We start from the raw sequence: 20,769 nt of genomic DNA, 5'->3' as shown, positions 1-20,769 counted from the left end.
TCACCTGCCCAGCGGCACCGAGATCAGGCGGCTGCCAATGGCTTTGATCCTGTCCGGCAGTATGCGGTTGACGGTGCCCATGGCCTTGGACAGCAGCGAGCCCGCCATCACCTTCTGCTCGCCGCGCATCATGGCGTCGAATCCCTGGCGGGCAACCTGCGCCGGATCGTCCTTGTCCATCTTGCCCACCGGGGTGTTGTCCAGGCCGGCGCGGTGGAAGAAGTTGGTGTCGGTCGGGCCCGGCATCAACGCGGTGATGGTGATGTCGGTATCCCGCATCTCGTCGCGGACGGCCTCGCTGAACGACTGGACGAACGACTTCGATGCGTTGTACACGCTCTGATAGGAACCCGGCATCATCGACGCCACCGACGACGTGAAGAGAATCTTGCCCTCACCACGGTTGGCCATGTCGCGCAGAACCAGTTTCGCCAGATGTACCGTCGACTTGACGTTGAGGTCGATGACGTACATGTCGTCGGCGAGGTCGGTCTTGAGGAACATGTCGCCGGTGCCGACACCCGCATTGAGCGCGGCCGCCGAGATCACCCGTCCACCGGCGATGGCGCTCGCATACAGGTTCTCGACCCCCTCGGCGTCGCGGAGATCGACCTGTACGGCCTGAACCTGGCTGCCGTGCCGGGCCAATTTGTCTGGGACCGAACGAATTCCGTCATCCTCGGCCGCGACCACCACGTCGTAGCCGTTCTCGGCGAACAATGTCGCCAGTTCGAAGCCGATACCACTGGAGGCGCCGGTCACCAGCGCCAGTCTCGTGTTTGTCATGCGGTCGGGCTACCCGGGATTAGCACGGGCAAAAACGGGATAACAAGGTGCCATGGCTACTTATCGAGTTCTCAATCCCCACGGCGAAGTCGTCGACACCAAGGACATCGAAAGCGCCGGCGACGCGCACGCGTGGTTCGTCGACGCGAAGGCCGACAACTCGGAGTTGGGCTGGCGCATGGAGGTCAAGTCCGACGACGGCGATTGGGCGTTCTTCGACGACAGCGAGGGCTCGCCCGACTAGGCGGGGCGCCGTCGGTAACGCAGCACCGCCCCGACGCCATCCCTCGGACTGATGCGCTCATCCGTGCGTATCAGCTCCGAGGCGGTGGACACCGCCAGCAGCGGCAGTGCCTCATCCGCGCGCACCGTCGTGGTCGGCGCGGCGCCGAGTTCGGACAGCACGTCGGCGTTCGGGGCGACCTCGCTGAGATGCTCGCCCAGCACGACCGTGCGGTCATCGAGTTCCCCGACGATCAGGGTTTCCACGGCTCCGTCCCGTAGGGCCGCGCACACCCCGGTCAGGCCCTGAACCGCCAGACCCGTCTCACCGTCGCGCGCCGCGACGAACTGCTGGGCGGCCGCGTCGATGGCGGCGTTGCGGCGCAACTGGAAATGCTCGTCGATATCGGCGTGCAGCTGCGTGCGGTCGATACTGCCCCGGGCCCCGTCCTGCAGGGTGACCACCCGGTCCCGGACGCGGGCCGGGAGCGCGGTGAGCAGGTCGTGGCGGGCCCGGACCTCGCCGACCAGGAACACCGCGTCGGGGTTGACCTCGTCGCACAGGATCGTCAGCTCATGCGTCACCTCGCGCACGTTCTGGCGGGCCGCCTCCTCCGCCCGTGGTTGCGGATCGCCGTAACCGGCGCTCTCGGCGCCCGAGGCCTTGTGCACCGGATAGCCGCTGCCGTCCACGGTGGTGCTGCGGTCGTGATCGCCCTGGTGCACGGTGAGATCGGCCCCGGCACGGTCGATGCCCACGACCAGATACGTCGGAGTCAGCAGCCCGTGTTCCACGACCGGGATGAGGTATGGCAGTGGGGACACCCGCACCAACGGAACGGCCGGTCCGCGCAGCAGCGGTTCGTTCAACACGACACCAGTGCGGTCGGCGACCAGCGCCCGCCCGGCCTGCCCGGCCGGCGGCAGGTTGCCGAGCACCGCACGCTGCAATTCGTCGGATACGCCGGCGCCGACGCCCTGAGCCTCCAGCTGATCCCGGATGGCGCGCCAGCGCAACTCCAACTGTGCCACCGCATCCTCGGTGTCATGGGAGTTGTCGTAGTGGACCGACACGAACGGGCCGTCGCGGGACAGCAGATTGCGAAAACGATCAGCGCGCATAGTTTCTCCTTCTTCGGCGTACCCGCCAGGGGTGCCCGGCCCGCACTGCGGTAAACGCGCGGGTGTCAAACGCGGTTTGGCGGGTACGCGAGCACCATGCAAACCACCATCGACGCCGCCATCACCCGCGCCCGCCGGGCCCGTGCGGACTGGGCCGGCACATCTGCGGCGGATCGGGCCGCCGCGGTGGCCGCAGCGGCCACCGCGGTCTCGACGGCCGCCACGGAACTCGCCGATCTCAACGTGCAAGAAACCGGCAAGATCCGCGACGATGCGCTCGGCGGTGTCGAGGCCGCCGTCGGCACGCTGATGCAGTATGCGCAGTTGGGCCCGGTGCATCGCGGGCGCAGTCTCAACGGCGGCTGGAACGCCACCGATCTGATGGTGAACGAACCACGCGGTGTCGTCGCGGTGCTGACACCGTGGAACGACCCGGTTGCGGTGGCCGCCGGCCTGCTGGGCGCCGCGTTGGTGACGGGAAACACCGTGGTGCACAAGCCGAGCGAACGGTGCCCGCAGACCGGGCGGCGTTTCGCCGAGTTGCTGGCCGCTGCGCTGCCCGAGGGCGTGCTTCAGATCGTGGACGGTGACGGTGCGGTCGGGGCGCATCTGGCGGCATCGCCCTTCGTCGACGTGGTCGCCCACGTCGGCAGTTCGGCGACCGGCCGCGATATCGCCTGCGCCTGCGCCCAGCGTGGCGCGAAGGCCATTTTGGAGAACGGCGGCAACGACGCGCTGATCGTGGATGCGGACGTGCCCGTCGGGTGGGCCGCGGAGCAGGCCGCGCTCGGCGCGTTCGCCAATGCGGGTCAGATCTGTGTATCGGTGGAGCGGATCTATGTGGTGGAGTCGGTGGCCGCCGCGTTCATCGACGCGCTGGTGATCGAGGCGAAGTCCTGGGCGGATCGCATCGGCCCGCTCGTCGACCAGCGGCAACGCGAACATGTCCAACGCCACGTCAGCGATGCGACGCACCGCGGCGCGCAGCTGCTCGTCGGCGGTGAGTACTCCGGAAATCACTATGCACCAACGGTTCTGACCGGGTGCACGCCCGACATGCTGGTGTTCGTCGACGAGACGTTCGGGCCGGTGGCAGCGGTACGGGTGGTGGCCGACTTCCGGGCCGCGCTTGCGGAGGCGGCCGATGATCGTTTCGGCCTCGCCGCCACGGTGCTGACCGCCGATATGAGCCGCGCACAGCAGGCGTGGCGCAGCCTTCCGGTGGGAACGGTCAAGATCAACAACGTCTTCGGCGGTGCCCCCGGCGGGTCGGCGCAACCGCGGCGGGCCAGCGGGATGGGGTTCGGCTACGGTCCTGAACTCCTCGACGAGATGAGCACCGTGAAGGTCGTGCACTATGCGCCGCCGGGCTGAGTTTGCGGGGTGCACCAGCGGGTACGCCGGGCGGTATGAGTACCGAACGCGGCGGTGACGATCACTACGATCCCGACGCCGACCCGGAAATGATCCAGCCGCAACGCCTGCGGCCCCAGCCCGATCAGGCCGAAGGTGCCGATGAGCCGGAAGAGACAGGGGAGGAAACCAAGGAATGACATCGCTATGGCTCGACGGCCGCACCGAGGTGGTGGACCCGGCCGCGCTGACCGATACCCGTTTCGATGTCGCCGTGGTCGGTGCCGGCATCACCGGCCTGTGCACGGCCCTGCTGCTCGCGCGGGCGGGTAAGCGCGTGGTGGTGCTGGAGGCCCGACACGTCGGTGCGGGTACCACCGGCAACACGACCGGGAAGGTCAGCCTGCTGCAGGGCACCAAACTGTCCCGGATCAACCGTCGACACGGTGACCAGGTGCTGCGCGATTACGTCACCGGCAACACCGAGGGCCGGGATTGGCTGGGGCGCTACTGCGAGGCGCACGGGTTGAGCGTGCAGTGCGAAGACGCCTACACCTACGCCCAGACCGGTGCCGGGATCGCCGACGCGCGCGCCGAACTCGACGCATGCCGCACGGCCGGCCTCCCGGTGGACTGGGTCGACGATGCCGATGTGCCGTTCCCCTACGCGGGCGGGGTGCGGCTGCCCGAACAGCTGCAGCTGGATCCGATCCCGTTGTTGGACAGCTTCGTCGTGGAACTCGAACGTCACGGCGGGACCCTGGTGCAGGGTGCGCGGGTGCGCTCGGTGTCCGCATCCAACCCGCTGCACCTGAGCGTCGACCTGGCCGAGGGGGCGGCGACGGCGACGGTCACCGCCGAGCACTGCATCCTGGCCACCGGGATACCCATCCTGGATCGCGGCGGATTCTTCGCCAAGGTGAGCCCGCATCGCTCCTACTGCGTGGCCTTCGACGTGCCGGGCGACATCACCCGTTCGATGTTCCTGTCCACCGACTCGCCGACCCGGTCCATCCGGTACGCACCCATCCCGAACGGAGATCTGCTGATCGTCGGTGGGGGAGGGCACACCGTGGGTCGCGCCACCGATGCCGCGCGCGGGGTCAGCGAATTGGTGCACTGGGCCAAACAGCACTATCCGGGCGCCACCCAGACCCATTTCTGGTCGGCGCAGGACTATTCGCCCATCGACGAGCTGCCCTACGCCGGACCGATTCTGCCCGGGGCACAGCATGTCTGGGTCGCCACCGGCTTCGACAAATGGGGCATGACCAACGGGATCGCCGCGGCGTTGGCGCTGTCCGGCCAGATCCTGGGTGGGCACATGCCGTGGGCCGGTGCCTTCGCCGCCTGGAGCCGCCACGAACTGGCCGGACTGTCGACCGCGCTGAAACACAACCTCTCGGTCGGCTACCACCTGGCCAAGGGGTGGGTCGCGCCGATCACCCGCAGCGACGATCCCGCCGAGGGACACGGTGTCGTCGCCGGCCCGCCGTGGCACCTGCACGGCGACAGCAAGCTCGACGGCGTCGAGCGCACCGTCTCACCGGTGTGCCCACACTTGGGCGGCATCGTCACCTGGAATGATGCCGACTGCGCCTGGGAATGCCCGCTGCACGGTTCGCGGTTCGCGCCCGACGGCACGCTGCTGGAGGGGCCGGCCACCCGGGGATTGACGGCCAGTAAACGATCCTGACGGCGCAACCCGTTTCGACCCCACGCCGACGGGCAATGCCTCTGTCATGAAAGCAGTCACCTGGCAAGGCAAACGCGACGTCCGGGTCGAGCAGGTACCCGACCCGGAGATCGAAGAACAGACCGATGCCATCATCGAGGTGACATCGACCAACATCTGTGGTTCGGACCTGCATCTGTACGAGGTGCTCGGTGCGTTCATGACCCCCGGCGACGTGCTCGGCCACGAGCCGATGGGCATCGTGCGTGAGGTGGGCAAGGACGTCACCAACCTCAAGGTCGGTGACCGGGTGGTCATCCCGTTCCAGATCTCCTGTGGCAGCTGCTTCATGTGCGACCGGCAGCTCTACACCCAGTGCGAGACGACCCAGGTGCGCGAGCACGGCATGGGCGCGGCACTGTTCGGATACTCCGAACTGTATGGCCAGGTCCCGGGCGGACAGGCCGAACTGCTGCGGGTGCCGCAGGCCCAGTTCACGCATATCAAGGTGCCCGAGGGTCCGCCGGACTCGCGGTTCGTCTACCTGTCCGATGTGCTGCCGACGGCGTGGCAGGCGGTGGCCTATGCCGATATCCCCGAGGGGGGTTCGGTCACGGTGCTGGGGCTCGGCCCCATCGGCGACATGGCCGCCCGCATCGCCGCGCATCTCGGGTATGACGTCATCGCGGTGGACCGCGTCCCCGAGCGGCTGGCGCGCGCCCAGAATCGCGGGCTGCGCACCCTGAACCTCGACGAGAACCCGAACCTCGGCGATGCGGTCCGCGAGTTGACCGGCGGGCGGGGCACCGATTCGGTGATCGACGCCGTCGGCATGGAAGCACACGGCTCTCCGGTGGCCAAGGCCGCACAACAGGTTGCCGGTCTGCTCCCGGATGCGTTGGCCAAGCCGATCTTGCAGAACGCCGGTGTGGACCGGCTCGACGCCCTGTACTCCGCCATCGACATCGTGCGGCGCGGCGGGACGATCTCACTGATCGGTGTGTACGGCGGAATGGCCGATCCGATGCCGATGCTGACGTTGTTCGACAAGCAGGTGCAGCTGCGGATGGGCCAGGCGAACGTCAAGAAGTGGGTCGACGACATCCTGCCGTTGCTCACCGACGCCGATCCGCTGGGTGTGGACAGTTTCGCCAGCCACACGTTGCCACTCGATGACGCGCCGTATGCCTACGACATCTTCCAGCGCAAGGCCGAGGGGGCGGTGAAGGTCGTGCTGACTCCCTGAGCCCGGGTACGGTGGGTGCTGTCCGGGGGTCGATGACGGCAGACGAAATCGAAGGACGGCATATTGGTACGTGATCTGAGACACACCAATGGAATTCAAACCAGACAAACGGTGGGCCGCAGAACACTTCTCAAACTTCCGCTGTTGGCGCCGCCCGCGGCCGCAGCGCTTTCGCTGGCACCGCGGGCCGCCGCAGCGCCCGGTCGGTGGTCCAACGACCGGGCACATCGCTGGTTCCGTGCCCAGGGTTGGTTGGTGGGTGCCAACTACATCCCCTCCAACGCGATCAACCAGCTGGAGATGTTCCAGGCGAACACCTTTGATCCGGCGCGGATCGACAGCGAGCTGCGGATGGCCCGTTCGATCGGGCTGAACACCGTTCGGGTGTTCCTACACGACCAGCTCTGGACCCAGGACCGGGTGGGATTTCACCGGCGGCTGGGCCAGTTCGTCGACATCGCCGCCAAGCACCATATCCGGCCTCTGCTGGTGCTGTTCGACTCGTGTTGGGATCCGTTGCCCAAGAGCGGCCCACAGCGCGCCCCGAGACCGGGCGTGCACAACTCGGGCTGGGTGCAGAGCCCGGGCGCCGACCGGCTCGATGACCGGCGGTATCGGCAGGTGTTGCAGGAGTATGTCATTCGCGTGCTCACCCAGTTCCGTAACGACAAGCGGGTGCTCGGTTGGGATCTGTGGAACGAGCCGGACAATCCCGCCGCGGTCTACAAGAACGTCGAACGCGAGGACAAGCCGGAGCTGGTGGCCGATCTGCTGCCGCAGGTGTTCCGGTGGGCCCGCACGGTCGACCCGATACAGCCGCTGACGACCGGCGTGTGGGAGGGCGAATGGGGTGATGCATCACGCCGCAGCGAGATGGCCGGCATCCAGCTCGATCTGGCCGATGTGCTGAGCTTCCACAGCTATGACAACCCGCAGGGCTTCGAACGTCGGATCGAGGAACTGCAGCCCTGGGGCCGTCCGCTCATGTGCACGGAATACCTGGCCCGCACCGAGGGCAGCACCATCGAGGGTGTGCTCCCGGTGGCCAAGCGCCGTCATGTGGCGGCCTACACGTGGGGTCTGGTGGCGGGCAAAACCCAGACATTCCTGCCGTGGGACTCCTGGGACAAGCCGTACGACAAGGAGCCGCCCCGAGAGTGGTTCCACGATCTGATCTTCGACGACGGGCGGCCCTACCGGCCGCACGAGGTCGACACGATCAGGAAGTTGACTGGATTTGAATGAGATTGCCGCAGGTGTCGTCGAATACCGCGGTGGTCACCGGCCCCATCTCGGTGGGCTGCTGGGTGAAGCGGACACCCCGCTCGCTCAGCCTCCGGTGTTCGGCGTGCACATCGTCGACGACGAAGGCGGTGAAGGGGATTCCGTCATCGGTGAGCGCGTCCTTGAACGGTTTGGCGGCGGGGTGACCGTCGGGTTCCAAGACCAGTTCGGTGCCATCGGGATCCTGCGGCGACACCACCGTGATCCAGCGCGGGCCGCCACCCATGGGCACATCGTGTTTGAGTCGGAAACCGAGCGTCTCGGTGTAGAACTTCAGGGCCTTGTCCTGGTCATCGACGAGAACACTGACGTAGCTGATCCTCATTTCGTCTCCCCTCCGGGTTTGCTGAGCCAACGTGCGACGATCGGTTCCAATGGCGCGGTGTCGATGTGGTGGAACTTGTAGCGACCCTCGCGCCGGGTCTGCACCAGGCCGGCCGCCGCGAGCACCTCCAGGTGCTGCGACACCGCCTGACGTGAGGATGCGAGACCATGTTTGGTGGTCAGACGCGCGCAGATCTCGAACAGGGTCTGACCGTCGCGCTCGGTCAACTCGTCCAGGATCCTGCGCCGGGTGGCGTCGGCGAGTGCTTTGAAGACGTCACCCATGCCGCCACGATAGGCAAGTTGCTACTTGCCTGTCAATGGGTGACGTCGCTCAGCGCGATCACGGGTGTGCCCTGTTCGTCGGAATCCTGCAGGTCGACCTCGGCGACGATGGCCCAATCATGGTCGCGCGCAGGGTCATCCAGGATCTGGCGCACCAGCCAGCGCCCCGGCTGCCGGTCGATCATCAGCAATGCGGGCCCGCGTGCGTCGGGGCCGATCCCGACATCGGCGTGCTCGTCGTAGTACGCCTCGCCCACCTCGGCCCACCGCTGCGCGTTCCAGCCGGAACCGCTGTCGAGCTCCCCGAGTTCGTCCCAGCGACGCCGCGCGAACAACTCGACCCGCCGGAACAGGGCATTGCGCACCATCGCCGTGAAGGCGCGCTCGTTGCCGGTCAGCGGTCGTGGCCGCGCCGGTACCGCGACCGGCACATCATGGGGCAACTCGGGACTGGTCAGCTGCTCCCACTCGTCGAGCAGGCTCGAATCCACCTGGCGGACGAGTTCACCGAGCCACTCGACGATATCGGTGACCTCTTCGGTGCGGGCCGCCGCGGACACGCCCGAGCGCAGCGCCTTGAACACATCGGACAGGTAGCGCAGCACCGCCCCCTCCGAGCGCGTCAGCCCGTACTCGCTGACGTACTCGCGAAACGTCATGGCCCGCTCCCACATCTCGCGTACCACCGACTTCGGTGACAGCGCGGCATCGGCGGCCCACGGGTTGGTCTGCAGGTACACCGCATAGGTGTGCTCGAGCAGTTCGACCAGCGGTTTGGGATAGCTCACCTCATCGAGCAGTTCGATGCGCTGGTCGTATTCGATGCCCTCGGCCTTCATCGCCGCGACCGCCTCGCCGCGGGCCTTCTTGAGCTGAGCGGCCAGGATCTGCCGGGGATCCTCCAGCGTCGCCTCGATCACCGAGACGACGTCCAGCGCATAGGTCGGCGCGTCGGGATCGAGCGCCTCGACGGCGGCCAGCGCAAACGTCGACAGCGGCTGATTGAGCGCGAAATCCGTTGGCAGATCGACAGTCAACTGGTACCGGGCGGGTGGTCCGGGGATCCGTTCCAGTACCCCGGCCTGCAGCAGCGAACGGGCGATACCAATGGCCTCGCGGATCAGTCGCAGCTGACGCTTGCGCGGTTCGTGGTTGTCGGTGAGCAGGGTGCGCATGGCCGCGAACGGGTCACCGGGGCGGTCGACGACATCGAGCACCATCGCCGTCGTCACCCTCATATGGCTGGTCAGGGCCTCCGGGGCGGCATCGACCAGGCGGGTCATCGTCTTCTCGCTCCACGGCACCATGCCCTCGGGAACCTTGCGACGCACCAGCTTCCGCCGCTTCTTGGGATCGTCGGCGACCTTGGCGAACTGCTTGAGGTTCTCGACCTCGTGATCGGGCGCCTGCACCACGACATTGCCGACGGTGTCGAATCCGGCGCGTCCGGCGCGGCCGGCGATCTGGTGGAATTCGCGGGCATTGAGCAATCGGGTGCGGGTGCCGTCGTACTTGGACAGTGCCGAGAACACCACGGTGCGGATCGGGACGTTGATCCCGACGCCCAAGGTGTCGGTACCGCAGATGACCTTGAGCAGACCGGCCTGGGCCAGCTGTTCGACCAGCCGGCGGTACTTCGGCAGCATGCCCGCGTGGTGGACCCCGATACCGTGACGGACCAGACGGCTCAGCGTGGAGCCGAACGCGGTGGAGAAGCGGAAGGCGCCGATATGCTCGGCGATGGCGGCCTTCTCGTCCTTGGTCGAGACGTTGACACTCATCAGCGCCTGGGCCCGCTCCAGCGCGGAGGCCTGGGTGAAGTGCACGACGTAGACCGGGGCCTGCCGGGTGTCGAGCAGATCGCCGATGGTCTCGTGCATCGGCGTGGTCGCATACGAGTAGAACAGCGGCACCGGACGATGCGCACCGGTCACCAGCGCGGTCGGCCGCCCGGTGCGGCGGGTGAGATCGCTGCGCAGAAAGGTGACATCACCCAGCGTCGCCGACATCAGCAGGAACTGCGCCTGCGGCAGTTCGAGGAGCGGCACCTGCCAGGCCCAGCCGCGGTCGGGGTCGCCGTAGAAGTGGAACTCGTCCATCACGACCAGGCCGATATCGGCGTCGCGACCCTCACGCAGCGCGATATTCGCCAGGATCTCGGCGGTACACGCGATGATCGGTGCGTCGGCGTTCACCGCGGCATCACCGGTGAGCATGCCGACGTTGTCCGCGCCGAACACAGCGCACAGCGCGAAGAACTTCTCGCTGACCAGGGCCTTGATCGGTGCGGTGTAGAAGCTGACTCGGTCGGCGGCCAGCGCGGCATAGATCGCACCGGTGGCCACCAGGGACTTGCCCGAACCGGTGGGCGTGGCCAGCACGACATTGCTGCCGCTGACCAATTCGATCAGCGCCTCCTCCTGCGCGGGGTAGAGCTGCGTGCCGTTGTCGGCGGCCCACTGGCTGAAGGAGGTGAACAGCTCGTCGGGGTCGGCATCGGGATCGGCGGCGGGGCGGGGAAGCGTCATGTTGGACACCAGCCTGCCAAATCGGCGGACATCGCGAATATCAACTACTTGTCATTGGACTCGGGCGGCGTTAGCGTCACTGTTCATGGCCAGATTCCCCAAACCCGCAGAAGGCAGCTGGACCGAGCACTATCCCGAGTTGGGGACCGGACCGGTGTCCTACGAGGACTCAATCAACCCCGAGATCTACGAACTGGAACGCCGGGCGATCTTCAAGCGCGCCTGGCTGAATGTCGGCCGCGTCGAACTGCTGCCGCGCAAGGGCAGCTACTTCACCAAGGAGATGAAGGCGGCCAACACCTCGATCATCGTCTGCCGCACCACCAAGGGCGAGGTGAAGGCATACCACAACATCTGCCGGCACCGCGGCAACAAGCTGGTGTGGAACGACATGCCGCTGGAAGACACCAGCGGGGTGTGCCGCCAGTTCATCTGCAAGTACCACGCCTGGCGCTACGACCTCGACGGTAACCTGACCTACGTCCAGCAGGAGGAGGAGTTCTTCGACCTGGACAAGCAGCGCTACGGGTTGGTTCCCGTGCACTGTGAGGTCTGGGAGGGCTTCATCTTCGTCAACTTCGCATCGGAACCCGAGCAGACGCTGACGGAGTTCCTCGGCCCGATGATCACCGACCTGGCCGGTTACCCGTTCGACAAGATGACCTCGCGCTTCACCTATCGGTCCGAGGTGAAGGCCAACTGGAAGCTCTACATGGACGCGTTCCAGGAGTTCTACCACGCCCCGGTGTTGCACGCGAACCAGACGCCCACCGCCTACTCCAAGGCCGCCGCGCAGGCCGGATTCGAGGCGCCGCACTACCGCATCGAGGGCCCGCACCGGCTGGTCAGCACATCCGGCGTACGGGCCTGGGAAATGGCCGAGGAGATGCGCAAACCGATCGAGGACATCTGCCAGAGCGGGTTGTTCGGACCGTGGGACAAACCGGATCTCGGAGAGATGCCCGAGGGCCTGAATCCGGCGAAATGCGATCCGTGGGGCCTGGATTCGTTCCAGCTCTTCCCCAACTTCGTCATCCTGTTCTGGGGTCAGGGCTGGTATCTGACCTACCACTACTGGCCCACATCGTTTCACACCCACACCTTCGAGTGCACGCTGTACTTCCCGCAGCCGCGCACCCCGCGCGAACGGCTGGCCCAGGAGCTCGCGGCGGCCTCCTTCAAGGAGTACGGCCTGCAGGACGCCAACACGCTGGAGGCCACCCAGACCAGCATCGAATCACGCGTGGTGGACGAGTTCCTCTACTGCGACCAGGAGATCCTGCTGCGCCACCTGCACAAGGAGACCGCGGCCTGGATCGAGGACTACCAACGGGGGAGCGCACAGCATGCTGCCAGCGGAATTCGCTGACCTGGAACCATTCTCGGACTGGTGCCTGGGCACCGAAGCGCAGCGTTACGCCAAGCGGCTCGGCAGTTCGATGACCGAGATGCAGGCCTTCTACGACGCGATCACCGCGCGCGCGGAGGAGGCGATCTCCTACTGCGACAAGTTCGGCCTCGACGATATGCCCGAGGATGTGCTGAACCTGATGCACCTGCTGTATTCGATGGTGACGGTGTCCTTCCCGGTGGAATGCTGGAAGCAACCTCGCGTCCCGGACTCCGGGGCGACCAGCCTGGACTGCGTCTACGAGCCCGTCCCTTGAGCACCATATTGAAGGCCGCGCGCTGGGCCGATGTCGACACCGGTGAGATCCACACACCGGCCGTGCTGGTGATCGAGGGCAACCGCATCACCGCGGTCGATCCGCAAGGGCCGCTGCCGGATTCGGCCACCGAGATCGACCTGGGTGACGTGACGCTGCTGCCCGGTCTGATGGACATGGAGCTCAACCTGCTGATCGGTGGCCCGGGCAGCCCCGAGGGCCTGCCCACCCCGATGCACGGCGTCCAGGACGACCCGGCCTATCGAACCCTGCGCGGTGCGGTGAACGCGCGGACCACGCTGGAGGCGGGATTCACCACCGTGCGCAACCTCGGCCTGATGGTCAAGACCGGGGGATACCTGCTCGACGTCGCCCTGCAGCGGGCCATCGACCAGGGCTGGCACGCCGGACCGCGGATCTACCCCGCCGGTCATGCCGTCACGCCCTATGGTGGGCACCTGGATCCCACGGTCTTCCAACGGTTGGCGCCCGGCGTCATGCCGCTGTCGGTGGCCGAGGGGATCGCCAACGGCGTGCCGGATGTCATCGCCTGCGTTCGCTACCAGATCCGGCACGGCGCGAAGCTGATCAAGGTGTCGGCATCCGGCGGTGTCATGTCGCACAGCACCGCTCCCGGCGCTCAGCAGTACTCCGACGCCGAGTTCGAGGCCATCGCCGACGAGGCGCACCGTGCCGGCGTCCGGGTCGCCGCACACGCCGTGGGCGACAGTGCCATCCGGGCGTGCATCCGGGCCGGTATCGACTGCATCGAACACGGCTTCCTGGCCAGTGACGACACCATCGCGATGATGGTCGATCACGGTACGTTCCTGGTGTCGACGACCTATCTGACCGATGCGATGGCCATCGATCGCATCGCACCGGAACTGCGCAAGAAGGCCCTGGAGGTGTTCCCGCAGGCAAAGGCGATGCTGCCCAGAGCCATTGCGGCCGGGGTTCGGATCGCCTGCGGAACCGACGCGCCGGCCATCCCGCACGGTCAGAACGCCAAGGAGCTCGGCGCCCTGGTGCAGCGCGGGATGACTCCCATGCAGGCGATCCGGGCCGCCACCGTCGTCAGTGCCGAACTGATCGATGCCGATCATGAATTGGGACGGCTGGCGCCGGGCTATCTGGCCGATATCATCGCCGTGCCGGGCGATGTGTCCCGCGATATCACGTCCACCCTGGACGTGCGCTTCGTCATGAAGGACGGCGTGGTCGTCAAGAGCTAGGAGATGACAGGCCAGATGGCTGACAAGAACGGCATCGAGCTCACCGACAACATTCTCTGGCTGCTCAAACAGGCCTTCTATTTCTCCTTGACCACCGTCAACGACGCCGTCAAACCGCACGGTGTCAGCACCGCGCAGATCGGCGTGCTGCGCCAATTGACCAATGAGCCGGGTCTGTCCGGTGCCGAGTTGGCCCGTCGTCTGCTGATCAGCCCGCAGGGTGTCCAGTTGGCGCTTTCGGCATTGGAGCGCCGCGGACTCATCGAACGCAAACAGGACCCGCAACACGGGCGGATCCTGCAGGTGTTCCTGACCGGTGAGGGGCGCACGGTCGCCGCGGCCGTCGTCAGCGACGCGATCCGGGCGCACGACAAGGTGTTCGGTGTGCTCGATCACGAAGAGCAGGAACAACTTCGAGTGCTGCTGAGCCGGGTGGTGGAGCAGGGCACCGGGCATACGCTGTACTCCGATCACATAGACACAAGTACTTGAGATTGATGACAAGTACTTGATAACCTACCGGGGATGAGTTCCCCGGTTGTCGACGATTTCGAACCACTGCGCGTAAAGCAGGTGGTGCGGGAGACCCGTGACGCGATGTCGCTGGTGTTCGACGTCCCCGCCGAGCACCGGCAGCGCTTCCGCTATCAGGCCGGGCAGTTCCTCACGGTGCGGGTCACCGTGGATGGGCAGCAGTACCGCCGCTGTTACTCGATGTCGTCCTCGCCCGCGTTGCAGCAGGACCTGCGGGTCACGGTCAAGCGCGACGGCGACGGTGTGGTGTCGAACTGGATGAACGATCATGTCGCCGCAGGCGACCACCTCGAGGTCGGGGTCCCCGACGGGCGGTTCGTCCGGTCGCGCAGCGACCGGGAACTGGTGGCATTCGCCGGCGGTAGCGGTATCACCCCGGTCTTCTCACTGATCCAGACCGCCCTGGCCGAACCGGATGGCCGGGTCCGACTGTTCTACGCCAACCGCGCCGCCGAGTCGATCATCTTCGACGACGCACTCACCGGTCTGGCGGGCGCACACGGCGACCGATTCGGTGTCGAGCACCATCTCGATGTCGAGCGCGGTGTGGTCACCGCCGAGATGGTCAAGGGATACCTCGCCGGCATCGATGATCTGGCGGCGGCGGACTTCTATGTCTGCGGACCCGCTCCGTTCATGGACACCGTCGAACAGGCCCTACTGGCCGCCGGTGTGCCGGCATCGCAGATCCACCTGGAACGCTTCAGTGTGGCACCCGTGCCGGTGGAGGAAGTCCCGGTGACCGAGCAGGTGACCATCGAACTGGACCGCCAGGTGGTCACCGTGAACTACCGGGCCGGACACACGCTGCTGCAGATGGCCCGGATGGCCGGACTCAAGGCGCCGTCCTCATGCGAAACCGGTTCCTGCGGAACATGTATCGCGCAGGTGACCGAGGGCAGCGCGCGGCTGCTCAACAACGACGCGCTCGACGAGGACGAGGTGGCCGACGGGCTGGTGGTCACCTGTCAGGCGCTGCCCACCAGCCGCACCGTCCGGTTTGTCTACGAGTAGGAGCATCGATGAGTCGGGTAGCGGTGGTGACGGGCGGGGCCTCCGGCATGGGTGAGGCCACCTGCCATGAACTCGGCCGGCGTGGCCACCGGGTGGCCGTGTTCGATGTGAACGCCGATGCCGCACAACGTGTCACCGATGAACTGCGCGCCGAGGGCATGACCGCACTCGCGGTGGTGGGCGATGTATCCGACCGGGCGGCGGTCGATGATGCCTATGCCAAGGTGCGCAGCGAGTTGGGGCCGATCGAGGTCCTGGTCACCAGCGCGGGTTTGTTCGGCTTCGCCCCGTTCGAGGAGATCACCCTCGAGTCGTGGAACCGGATCATCGATGTCAACCTGACCGGCACCTTCCATTGTTGCCAGGCCGCGCTGCCGGACATGGTGGCCGCGGGTTGGGGTCGCATCGTGATGATCTCGTCCTCCAGCGCACAGCGGGGCTCACCGTTCGCCGCGCATTACGCCGCCTCCAAGGGGGCGCTGCTGACGTTGACCAAATCATTGGCGCGCGAGTACGCCAAGTGCGGTATCACCGTCAACAACATCCCGCCCTCGGGGATCGAGACCCCGATGCAGTACCAGGGCCAAGCGGCCGGCTTCCTCAAGAGCAACGAGGAGATTGCGGCGAACATCCCGATCGGCCGGTTGGGCACCGGGGCCGATATCGCCGCGGCAGTGGCGTTCCTGTGCTCCGAGGAGGCCGCGTACATCACCGGGCAGACGCTCGGTGTCAACGGTGGAGGTGTGATGTGACCACGCAATGGGCCAAACCGGCCGAAGGTTCCTGGACCGAGCACTACCCGGAATTGGGCACCGGACCGATCTCGTTCCGTGACTCGATCTCCCCGGAGTTCTACGAACGGGAACGCGAGGCCGTCTTCAAGCGGGCGTGGCTGAACCTCTGCCGCATCGAGGAACTGACCTCGGTGGGCAGCTATCTCACCAAGGAGCTAGAGGTCGCCAATGCATCGCTGATGCTGGTTCGTGGCGACGACGACCGAATCCGCGCCTTCCACAACATGTGCCGTCATCGCGGCGCCAAACTGGTCGGCGGTTCGGGCTGTGTGCCGGAGTTGGTGTGCCCGCAGTCCGGTTGGCGATACGCGCTGGACGGCAGGCTGATCCACGTACCCGGGCGGGAGGCGTACTTCGACCTCGACCCGGCCGACTACGGTCTGCTGGAACTGCACTGCGATGTATGGGCGGGCTTCGTGTTCGTCAACTTCGATCCGGCACCACGCCAGACGTTGCGCGAGTTCCTGGGTCCGATGGTGACCGGACTGGACGAGTATCCGTTCGGGAAGCTGACCGAACGCTATGACTGGGTCGCGCACAACAACAGCAACTGGAAGATCTTCGCCGACGCCTTCCAGGAGTACTACCATGTGCCATCGCTGCACACCCAGCAGGTGCCCGCCGAGGTGCGAAACCCCGGCGCCGGATTCACCTGCGGCCACTTCCAACTCGACGGGCCGCACCGGTTGGTCTCGACCGCCGGTACCCGGCGCTGGCTGCTGGCCCCGGAGTACATGTACCCGATCGAGCGGGCCACCCAGAGCGGGCTCGTCGGGCCGTGGCGCACACCCGATATCGGCGAGTTACCCGCCGGCCTGAACCCCGGCGGGATCCAACCGTGGGGTATCAGCAATTTCCAGATCTTCCCGAACCTGGAGATCCTGATCTACGGCGGCTGGTATCTGCTCTACCGATACTGGCCGACGTCGCACAACACCCATCGATTCGAGGCGTACACCTACTTCCACCCGGCGCGGACGGTACGCGAGCGCATCGAACACGAGGTGGCGGCGGTGGTGCTCAAGGAGTTCGCATTGCAGGACGCCGGGATGCTCGGCGGCACCCAGGCCGCGCTCGAATACGACGTCATCGATGAGTACCCGATCAACGACCAGGAGATCCTGGTCCGCCACCTGCACAAGGTCGTCGTCGATTGGGTGCAGGAGTACCGGCCATGACGGACAAGCGGTTACCCAGTGCGTTCGCCGAACTCGAACCCTTCGCCGATACCTGGTGCCTGGCAACGGAAACCGAGCGCTGGGAACAGCGGCTGGGCAGTTCCATGCCGGCCATGCAGGAGTTCTACGACGCCTTCTTCCCGCGGTTGGAGGAGGCGATCGACCACTGCGACAAATTCGGTCTCGACGAACTGCCCGAGGATGCGCTCAACCTGCTGCACCTCATCTACTCGCTGGTGATGGTCGCGATGGCGATCGAGATCATGCATCAGCCCGCCCCCGTGGACGCCGCCGACGCGGTGATGATCCGCACCGGTGAACCCCGGCCCTAGAGAGAGGACACCCATGAGTGTGCTGACCATCAACAAGCTGACGGCCTCGGTGGGCGCCGAGGTCGTCGGTGTCGACCCCGAGCGACTGGCGACCGACGACGGCTTGGCCGGCGCCGTGCTGGATGCGTTGGAGGACAACGGCGTCCTGGTGTTCCACGATCTGCACCTGAATCCGCAGGCGCAGGTGGCGTTCTGCGAACGGCTCGGCGAGATCGACCGGACGGCCGACGGGCACCATCCGGTCTCGGGTATTTATCCGATCACCCTGGACAAGTCGAAGAACAAGGCGGCCGAATACCTGAAGGCGACCTTCGACTGGCATATCGACGGGTGCACCCCGTCGGCCCCCGACGAATGCCCGCAGAAGGCGACCGTGCTGTCGGCCATCGAGGTGGCGGCCCGCGGCGGGGAGACCGAGTTCGCGAACTCCTATGCCGCCTATGAGACGCTCAGTGACGGCGAGAAACGGCGCTATGCGTCGCTGCGGGTGGTGCACTCGTTGGAGGCTTCGCAGCGCCGGGTGTATCCGGATCCCACACCCGAGCAGGTGCAGCGCTGGAAATTGCGTCCCACGCATGTGAATCCGCTGGTGTGGACGCATCGCAACGGCCGGAAATCGTTGGTGCTCGGCGCGTCCGCCGATTACATCGTCGGCATGGACCTCGACGAGGGGCGGGCGCTGCTGGCCGAGTTGCTCGCACACTCGACCACACCGGACAAGGTGTACAGCCACAAGTGGTCGGTGGGGGACACGGTCATCTGGGACAACCAGGGCGTGCTGCACCGCGCCGCGCCGTACGAACCCAACTCGGCGCGGGAGATGTTGCGCACCACGGTGCTCGGGGACGAGCCGATCCAGTAGGCCGGTGGCTACCCGCGCGCCGGCCCGCCTCGGATGGTGAACCCGGCGGCGTCGTCGATGGCGTCGATGCCGGCGGCGACGGCCTCCGCGGTCGAGTCGTCCAGGTCCACACCGGTGGTTTCGGCGAGGAACACCCGCGACACATGCTTGCCGCCGACGCGGTAGATGTTGGCGGTGCGCTCGCAGCTCTCGTGCGCCAGATACACCACCACCGGCGTGACGTCCTCGGGGTCGAGGTCCTTGACCAACTCGGTCATGGTGTTCTCGGTCATCCGTGTCCGCGCGATGGGAGAGATGGCGTTGACCCGGATCCCGTTGCGCTGCCCTTCGATCGCCAGCACGTTCATCAACCCGACCAGACCGGTCTTGGCCGCACCGTAGTTCGCCTGACCGAACGTCCCGAACAGGCCGGAGCCCGATGTCGTCATGACGATCCGCCCGTAGCCCTGTTCGCGCATCACCGGCCACACCGCGCGGGTCACGTTGAACGCCCCGCGCAGATGCACGTCGATCACCGCGTCGGTCTGCTCGGCGGTCATGTTCTTGAAGGCGGCATCGCGCAGAATCCCGGCATTGTTCACCAGGACGTCCACCCGGCCGAAGGCCTCGGTGGCGGTGGTGATGATGGCCTGTCCGCCCTCGGGTGTGGCGACCGAATCGGTGTTGGCCACCGCCGATCCGCCGGCGGCGACGATCTCGTCGACGACGTTCTGGGCGGCCGAGGACGACTGCCCGGTGCCGTCGACCGAGGCGCCGACATCGTTGACGACGACATGCGCACCACGGCGGCCGAACTCCAGGGCGTGACAGCGGCCCAGTCCACCACCGGCACCGGTGATCACCACGACGCGGCCATCGAAACTCAACGCGGACAATGGATCACCCTCCTGCGGCAACGGCAACTGATTTGATGTCGAGATAACCCTCGAGGCCTTCGCGGCCCAGTTCGCGCCCGTACCCGCTGCCCTTCACCCCACCGAACGGAGCGAACGGGTCCATCGTGTACCCCTGGTTGACGCCGAAGGTCCCGGTCTTGACCTGCGCGGCGATCGCCACGCCCCGGTCGGTGTCCGCCGTCCACACCGATCCGGCCAGACCGTAGTCGGAGTCGTTGGCGAGTGCGACGGCTTCCTGTTCGTCGCGGTACCCGATCACCGTCAGCACGGGGCCGAAGATCTCCTCGCGCGCGATCCGCATCGAGTTGTCCGCATCGGCGAACAACGTCGGACGGACATACCAGCCACGGTCCACTCCGGGTGGCAGGTCGGTACCGCCGGTGACGAGCCGGGCGCCCTCGTTTTGTCCGATCCGGATGTAGTCGAGTACCCGCTGCTGCTGGCGCAGGTTCACCAGCGGGCCCATCTGGGTGGCGGGGTCGGTCGGGTCGCCGACGGTGATACCGGTCATCTCGGCGGCCAGTGCGTCGACGAACTCCTGCCGGCGAGACGCCGGAACGAGGATGCGGGTCAACGCATTACAGATCTGACCGCTGTTTGACAGGCTGGCCGCACGAACGCCGGATGCGACCACCTCGGGTGCGGCGTCATCGAGGATGACCGCCGCGGACTTGCCGCCGAGTTCCAGGCTCACCTTGGTCAGGTTGGCCGCACACGCGGCGGCCACGGCCTTGCCTGCCGCGGTCGAGCCGGTGAAGGACACCTTGTCCACGCCGGGGTGTCCCACCAGTCGTGCGCCGACGTCGGCATCACCGGGCAGCACGGTGAGCACCCCGGACGGCAGCCCGGCGGCGTTGAGCAGATCGACGAGCCGCGCGGCATCAAGGGAGGTCTCCGGGGCCGGCTTGACGAGCACGGCGCACCCGGCCAGCAGTGCCGGGACCACCTTGGCCACGGTGAGGAATTGCGGCATGTTCCACGGCACGATGGCGGCGACGACGCCGACCGGCTCCTTGCGGACGTGGATGTCGGCGCCGAAGAAGCCGGGGCGGCGCTCCTGCCAGGAGTAACTCTCGGCCGTCGCACAGAATGCTCCGATCATCACCGTCGGCAGACCGACCTGGGCCCGCTGCGCGAAGCTTGTCGGGGCGCCGATCTCGGCGGTGATCAGATCGGCGATCTCCTTGCCGGCCGCACGGTAGCTGTCCAGGAACCGCCGGATGATCTCGATCCGCTCACCCACCGCCATCTCCGGCCATGGACCCGAGTCGACGGCCGCACGCGCGGCGGCGACTGCCGCGTCGATCTGTTCGGGAGTCGAGATCGCCACCTCGGCAAGGGGTTGCTCGGTATGTGGCGAGACCAGTTTCAGCACGCAGCCCCCTCGGTATCAACTACTTGGCATCCCGAGCGAGCATATACAGTTGGCTTC

The 20,769-nt window shown here is 66.5% G+C and carries 21 protein-coding genes and 1 pseudogene; 15 read left to right on the top strand and 7 right to left on the bottom strand.

Annotated features, from left to right (window positions below):
• The gene (locus ACWDUN_RS12355; RefSeq protein WP_449928907.1) at nt 1-786 is read right to left on the bottom strand and encodes an SDR family NAD(P)-dependent oxidoreductase; all 786 of its coding nucleotides are present in this window, start codon (nt 784-786) and stop codon (nt 1-3) included.
• A gap of 52 nt (nt 787-838) precedes the next feature.
• Here ACWDUN_RS12355 and ACWDUN_RS12350 point away from each other — a divergent pair, with 52 nt between their 5' ends.
• Entirely contained in the window at nt 839-1,030 is a 192-nt protein-coding gene (locus ACWDUN_RS12350) for a hypothetical protein (RefSeq protein ID WP_449928905.1), read from the top strand.
• On the opposite strand, the gene ACWDUN_RS12345 is transcribed toward ACWDUN_RS12350, so the two are convergent.
• Nucleotides 1,027-2,130, bottom strand: a complete 1,104-nt coding sequence (locus ACWDUN_RS12345) for an Rv2629 family ribosome hibernation factor (protein ID WP_449928903.1) — start codon at nt 2,128-2,130, stop codon at nt 1,027-1,029. The genes ACWDUN_RS12350 and ACWDUN_RS12345 overlap by 4 nt on opposite strands.
• Before the next feature lie 90 nt (nt 2,131-2,220).
• Between ACWDUN_RS12345 and ACWDUN_RS12340 the strand changes: the two are divergent.
• The 5 genes and pseudogenes from ACWDUN_RS12340 to ACWDUN_RS12320 all read left to right on the top strand — a co-directional run.
• A pseudogene (locus ACWDUN_RS12340) lies at nt 2,221-3,504 on the top strand (aldehyde dehydrogenase family protein); the annotation flags it as partial.
• A 35-nt stretch (nt 3,505-3,539) separates the two neighbouring features.
• Complete coding sequence (locus tag ACWDUN_RS12335; protein ID WP_449928901.1) at nt 3,540-3,683, top strand: hypothetical protein; 144 nt, start codon at nt 3,540-3,542, stop codon at nt 3,681-3,683.
• The gene (locus ACWDUN_RS12330) at nt 3,680-5,179 is read left to right on the top strand and encodes an FAD-dependent oxidoreductase (protein ID WP_449928899.1); all 1,500 of its coding nucleotides are present in this window, start codon (nt 3,680-3,682) and stop codon (nt 5,177-5,179) included. The genes ACWDUN_RS12335 and ACWDUN_RS12330 overlap by 4 nt, the downstream gene beginning before the upstream one ends.
• Before the next feature lie 46 nt (nt 5,180-5,225).
• On the top strand, nt 5,226-6,404 hold the full coding sequence (locus ACWDUN_RS12325; protein ID WP_449928897.1) for a zinc-dependent alcohol dehydrogenase: 1,179 nt from the start codon (nt 5,226-5,228) through the stop codon (nt 6,402-6,404).
• Nucleotides 6,405-6,515: 111 nt separating this feature from the next.
• Nucleotides 6,516-7,649 (top strand): 1,4-beta-xylanase, encoded by a 1,134-nt coding sequence (locus tag ACWDUN_RS12320; protein ID WP_449928895.1) that lies wholly within the window; start codon nt 6,516-6,518, stop codon nt 7,647-7,649.
• Here the strand turns inward: ACWDUN_RS12320 and ACWDUN_RS12315 are convergent.
• The 3 genes from ACWDUN_RS12315 to ACWDUN_RS12305 are packed head-to-tail and all read right to left on the bottom strand — an operon-like array spanning nt 7,624 to nt 10,825.
• Nucleotides 7,624-8,013 (bottom strand): VOC family protein, encoded by a 390-nt coding sequence (locus tag ACWDUN_RS12315; protein WP_449928893.1) that lies wholly within the window; start codon nt 8,011-8,013, stop codon nt 7,624-7,626. The genes ACWDUN_RS12320 and ACWDUN_RS12315 overlap by 26 nt on opposite strands.
• On the bottom strand, nt 8,010-8,297 hold the full coding sequence (locus ACWDUN_RS12310) for an ArsR/SmtB family transcription factor (protein WP_449928891.1): 288 nt from the start codon (nt 8,295-8,297) through the stop codon (nt 8,010-8,012). Before ACWDUN_RS12310 ends, ACWDUN_RS12315 begins: the two co-directional genes overlap by 4 nt.
• Before the next feature lie 32 nt (nt 8,298-8,329).
• The gene (locus ACWDUN_RS12305; RefSeq protein ID WP_449928889.1) at nt 8,330-10,825 is read right to left on the bottom strand and encodes a DEAD/DEAH box helicase; all 2,496 of its coding nucleotides are present in this window, start codon (nt 10,823-10,825) and stop codon (nt 8,330-8,332) included.
• Nucleotides 10,826-10,910: 85 nt separating this feature from the next.
• On the opposite strand from ACWDUN_RS12305, the gene ACWDUN_RS12300 reads away from it, so the two are divergent.
• From ACWDUN_RS12300 to ACWDUN_RS12260, 9 genes are read left to right on the top strand one after another with little or no spacing between them, the layout of a single operon-like run.
• Nucleotides 10,911-12,194, top strand: coding sequence for an aromatic ring-hydroxylating oxygenase subunit alpha (locus ACWDUN_RS12300; protein WP_449928888.1), 1,284 nt, complete (start codon nt 10,911-10,913; stop codon nt 12,192-12,194).
• The gene (locus ACWDUN_RS12295; protein ID WP_449928886.1) at nt 12,172-12,492 is read left to right on the top strand and encodes a hypothetical protein; all 321 of its coding nucleotides are present in this window, start codon (nt 12,172-12,174) and stop codon (nt 12,490-12,492) included. The genes ACWDUN_RS12300 and ACWDUN_RS12295 overlap by 23 nt, the downstream gene beginning before the upstream one ends.
• Nucleotides 12,489-13,727: an amidohydrolase family protein gene (locus ACWDUN_RS12290; protein ID WP_449928884.1), complete on the top strand. Its 1,239-nt coding sequence runs from the start codon at nt 12,489-12,491 to the stop codon at nt 13,725-13,727. Before ACWDUN_RS12295 ends, ACWDUN_RS12290 begins: the two co-directional genes overlap by 4 nt.
• A 33-nt stretch (nt 13,728-13,760) precedes the next feature.
• Nucleotides 13,761-14,219 (top strand): MarR family winged helix-turn-helix transcriptional regulator, encoded by a 459-nt coding sequence (locus tag ACWDUN_RS12285; RefSeq protein WP_449929529.1) that lies wholly within the window; start codon nt 13,761-13,763, stop codon nt 14,217-14,219.
• 33 nt (nt 14,220-14,252) lie between these two features.
• Complete coding sequence (locus tag ACWDUN_RS12280; RefSeq protein WP_449928882.1) at nt 14,253-15,275, top strand: 2Fe-2S iron-sulfur cluster-binding protein; 1,023 nt, start codon at nt 14,253-14,255, stop codon at nt 15,273-15,275.
• A gap of 8 nt (nt 15,276-15,283) precedes the next feature.
• Nucleotides 15,284-16,027: an SDR family NAD(P)-dependent oxidoreductase gene (locus tag ACWDUN_RS12275; protein WP_449928881.1), complete on the top strand. Its 744-nt coding sequence runs from the start codon at nt 15,284-15,286 to the stop codon at nt 16,025-16,027.
• Entirely contained in the window at nt 16,024-17,247 is a 1,224-nt protein-coding gene (locus ACWDUN_RS12270; protein WP_449928880.1) for an aromatic ring-hydroxylating oxygenase subunit alpha, read from the top strand. The genes ACWDUN_RS12275 and ACWDUN_RS12270 overlap by 4 nt, the downstream gene beginning before the upstream one ends.
• Nucleotides 17,244-17,579 (top strand): hypothetical protein, encoded by a 336-nt coding sequence (locus tag ACWDUN_RS12265; protein WP_449928878.1) that lies wholly within the window; start codon nt 17,244-17,246, stop codon nt 17,577-17,579. Before ACWDUN_RS12270 ends, ACWDUN_RS12265 begins: the two co-directional genes overlap by 4 nt.
• 13 nt (nt 17,580-17,592) lie before the next feature.
• Nucleotides 17,593-18,441 (top strand): TauD/TfdA dioxygenase family protein, encoded by an 849-nt coding sequence (locus ACWDUN_RS12260; RefSeq protein WP_449928876.1) that lies wholly within the window; start codon nt 17,593-17,595, stop codon nt 18,439-18,441.
• An 8-nt stretch (nt 18,442-18,449) separates the two neighbouring features.
• On the opposite strand, the gene ACWDUN_RS12255 is transcribed toward ACWDUN_RS12260, so the two are convergent.
• A complete protein-coding gene (locus ACWDUN_RS12255) occupies nt 18,450-19,316 on the bottom strand; it encodes an SDR family oxidoreductase (protein ID WP_449928874.1) in 867 nt (288 codons plus the stop codon).
• Nucleotides 19,317-19,320: 4 nt separating this feature from the next.
• Nucleotides 19,321-20,712: an aldehyde dehydrogenase gene (locus ACWDUN_RS12250; protein WP_449928872.1), complete on the bottom strand. Its 1,392-nt coding sequence runs from the start codon at nt 20,710-20,712 to the stop codon at nt 19,321-19,323.
• Nucleotides 20,713-20,769 lie beyond the last annotated feature (57 nt).

The organism is Mycobacterium sp. NPDC003323 (assembly GCF_053589535.1).
Note: the sequence above shows the minus strand (reverse complement) of the source record. Positions and strands in the feature narration are given on the sequence as shown.

What these genes read in the sequence shown, in the direction of transcription:
- ACWDUN_RS12275 (WP_449928881.1), top strand. Translation starts at nt 15,284, where the DNA reads ATGAGTCGGGTAGCGGTGGTGACGGGCGGGGCCTCCGGCATGGGTGAG.
- ACWDUN_RS12295 (WP_449928886.1), top strand. Translation starts at nt 12,172, where the DNA reads ATGCTGCCAGCGGAATTCGCTGACCTGGAACCATTCTCGGACTGGTGC.
- ACWDUN_RS12335 (WP_449928901.1), top strand. Translation starts at nt 3,540, where the DNA reads ATGAGTACCGAACGCGGCGGTGACGATCACTACGATCCCGACGCCGAC.
- ACWDUN_RS12310 (WP_449928891.1), bottom strand. Translation starts at nt 8,297, where the DNA reads ATGGGTGACGTCTTCAAAGCACTCGCCGACGCCACCCGGCGCAGGATC.
- ACWDUN_RS12315 (WP_449928893.1), bottom strand. Translation starts at nt 8,013, where the DNA reads ATGAGGATCAGCTACGTCAGTGTTCTCGTCGATGACCAGGACAAGGCC.
- ACWDUN_RS12265 (WP_449928878.1), top strand. Translation starts at nt 17,244, where the DNA reads ATGACGGACAAGCGGTTACCCAGTGCGTTCGCCGAACTCGAACCCTTC.
- ACWDUN_RS12345 (WP_449928903.1), bottom strand. Translation starts at nt 2,130, where the DNA reads ATGCGCGCTGATCGTTTTCGCAATCTGCTGTCCCGCGACGGCCCGTTC.
- ACWDUN_RS12305 (WP_449928889.1), bottom strand. Translation starts at nt 10,825, where the DNA reads ATGACGCTTCCCCGCCCCGCCGCCGATCCCGATGCCGACCCCGACGAG.
- ACWDUN_RS12280 (WP_449928882.1), top strand. Translation starts at nt 14,253, where the DNA reads ATGAGTTCCCCGGTTGTCGACGATTTCGAACCACTGCGCGTAAAGCAG.
- ACWDUN_RS12260 (WP_449928876.1), top strand. Translation starts at nt 17,593, where the DNA reads ATGAGTGTGCTGACCATCAACAAGCTGACGGCCTCGGTGGGCGCCGAG.
- ACWDUN_RS12330 (WP_449928899.1), top strand. Translation starts at nt 3,680, where the DNA reads ATGACATCGCTATGGCTCGACGGCCGCACCGAGGTGGTGGACCCGGCC.
- ACWDUN_RS12350 (WP_449928905.1), top strand. Translation starts at nt 839, where the DNA reads ATGGCTACTTATCGAGTTCTCAATCCCCACGGCGAAGTCGTCGACACC.
- ACWDUN_RS12355 (WP_449928907.1), bottom strand. Translation starts at nt 786, where the DNA reads ATGACAAACACGAGACTGGCGCTGGTGACCGGCGCCTCCAGTGGTATC.
- ACWDUN_RS12300 (WP_449928888.1), top strand. Translation starts at nt 10,911, where the DNA reads ATGGCCAGATTCCCCAAACCCGCAGAAGGCAGCTGGACCGAGCACTAT.
- ACWDUN_RS12325 (WP_449928897.1), top strand. Translation starts at nt 5,226, where the DNA reads ATGAAAGCAGTCACCTGGCAAGGCAAACGCGACGTCCGGGTCGAGCAG.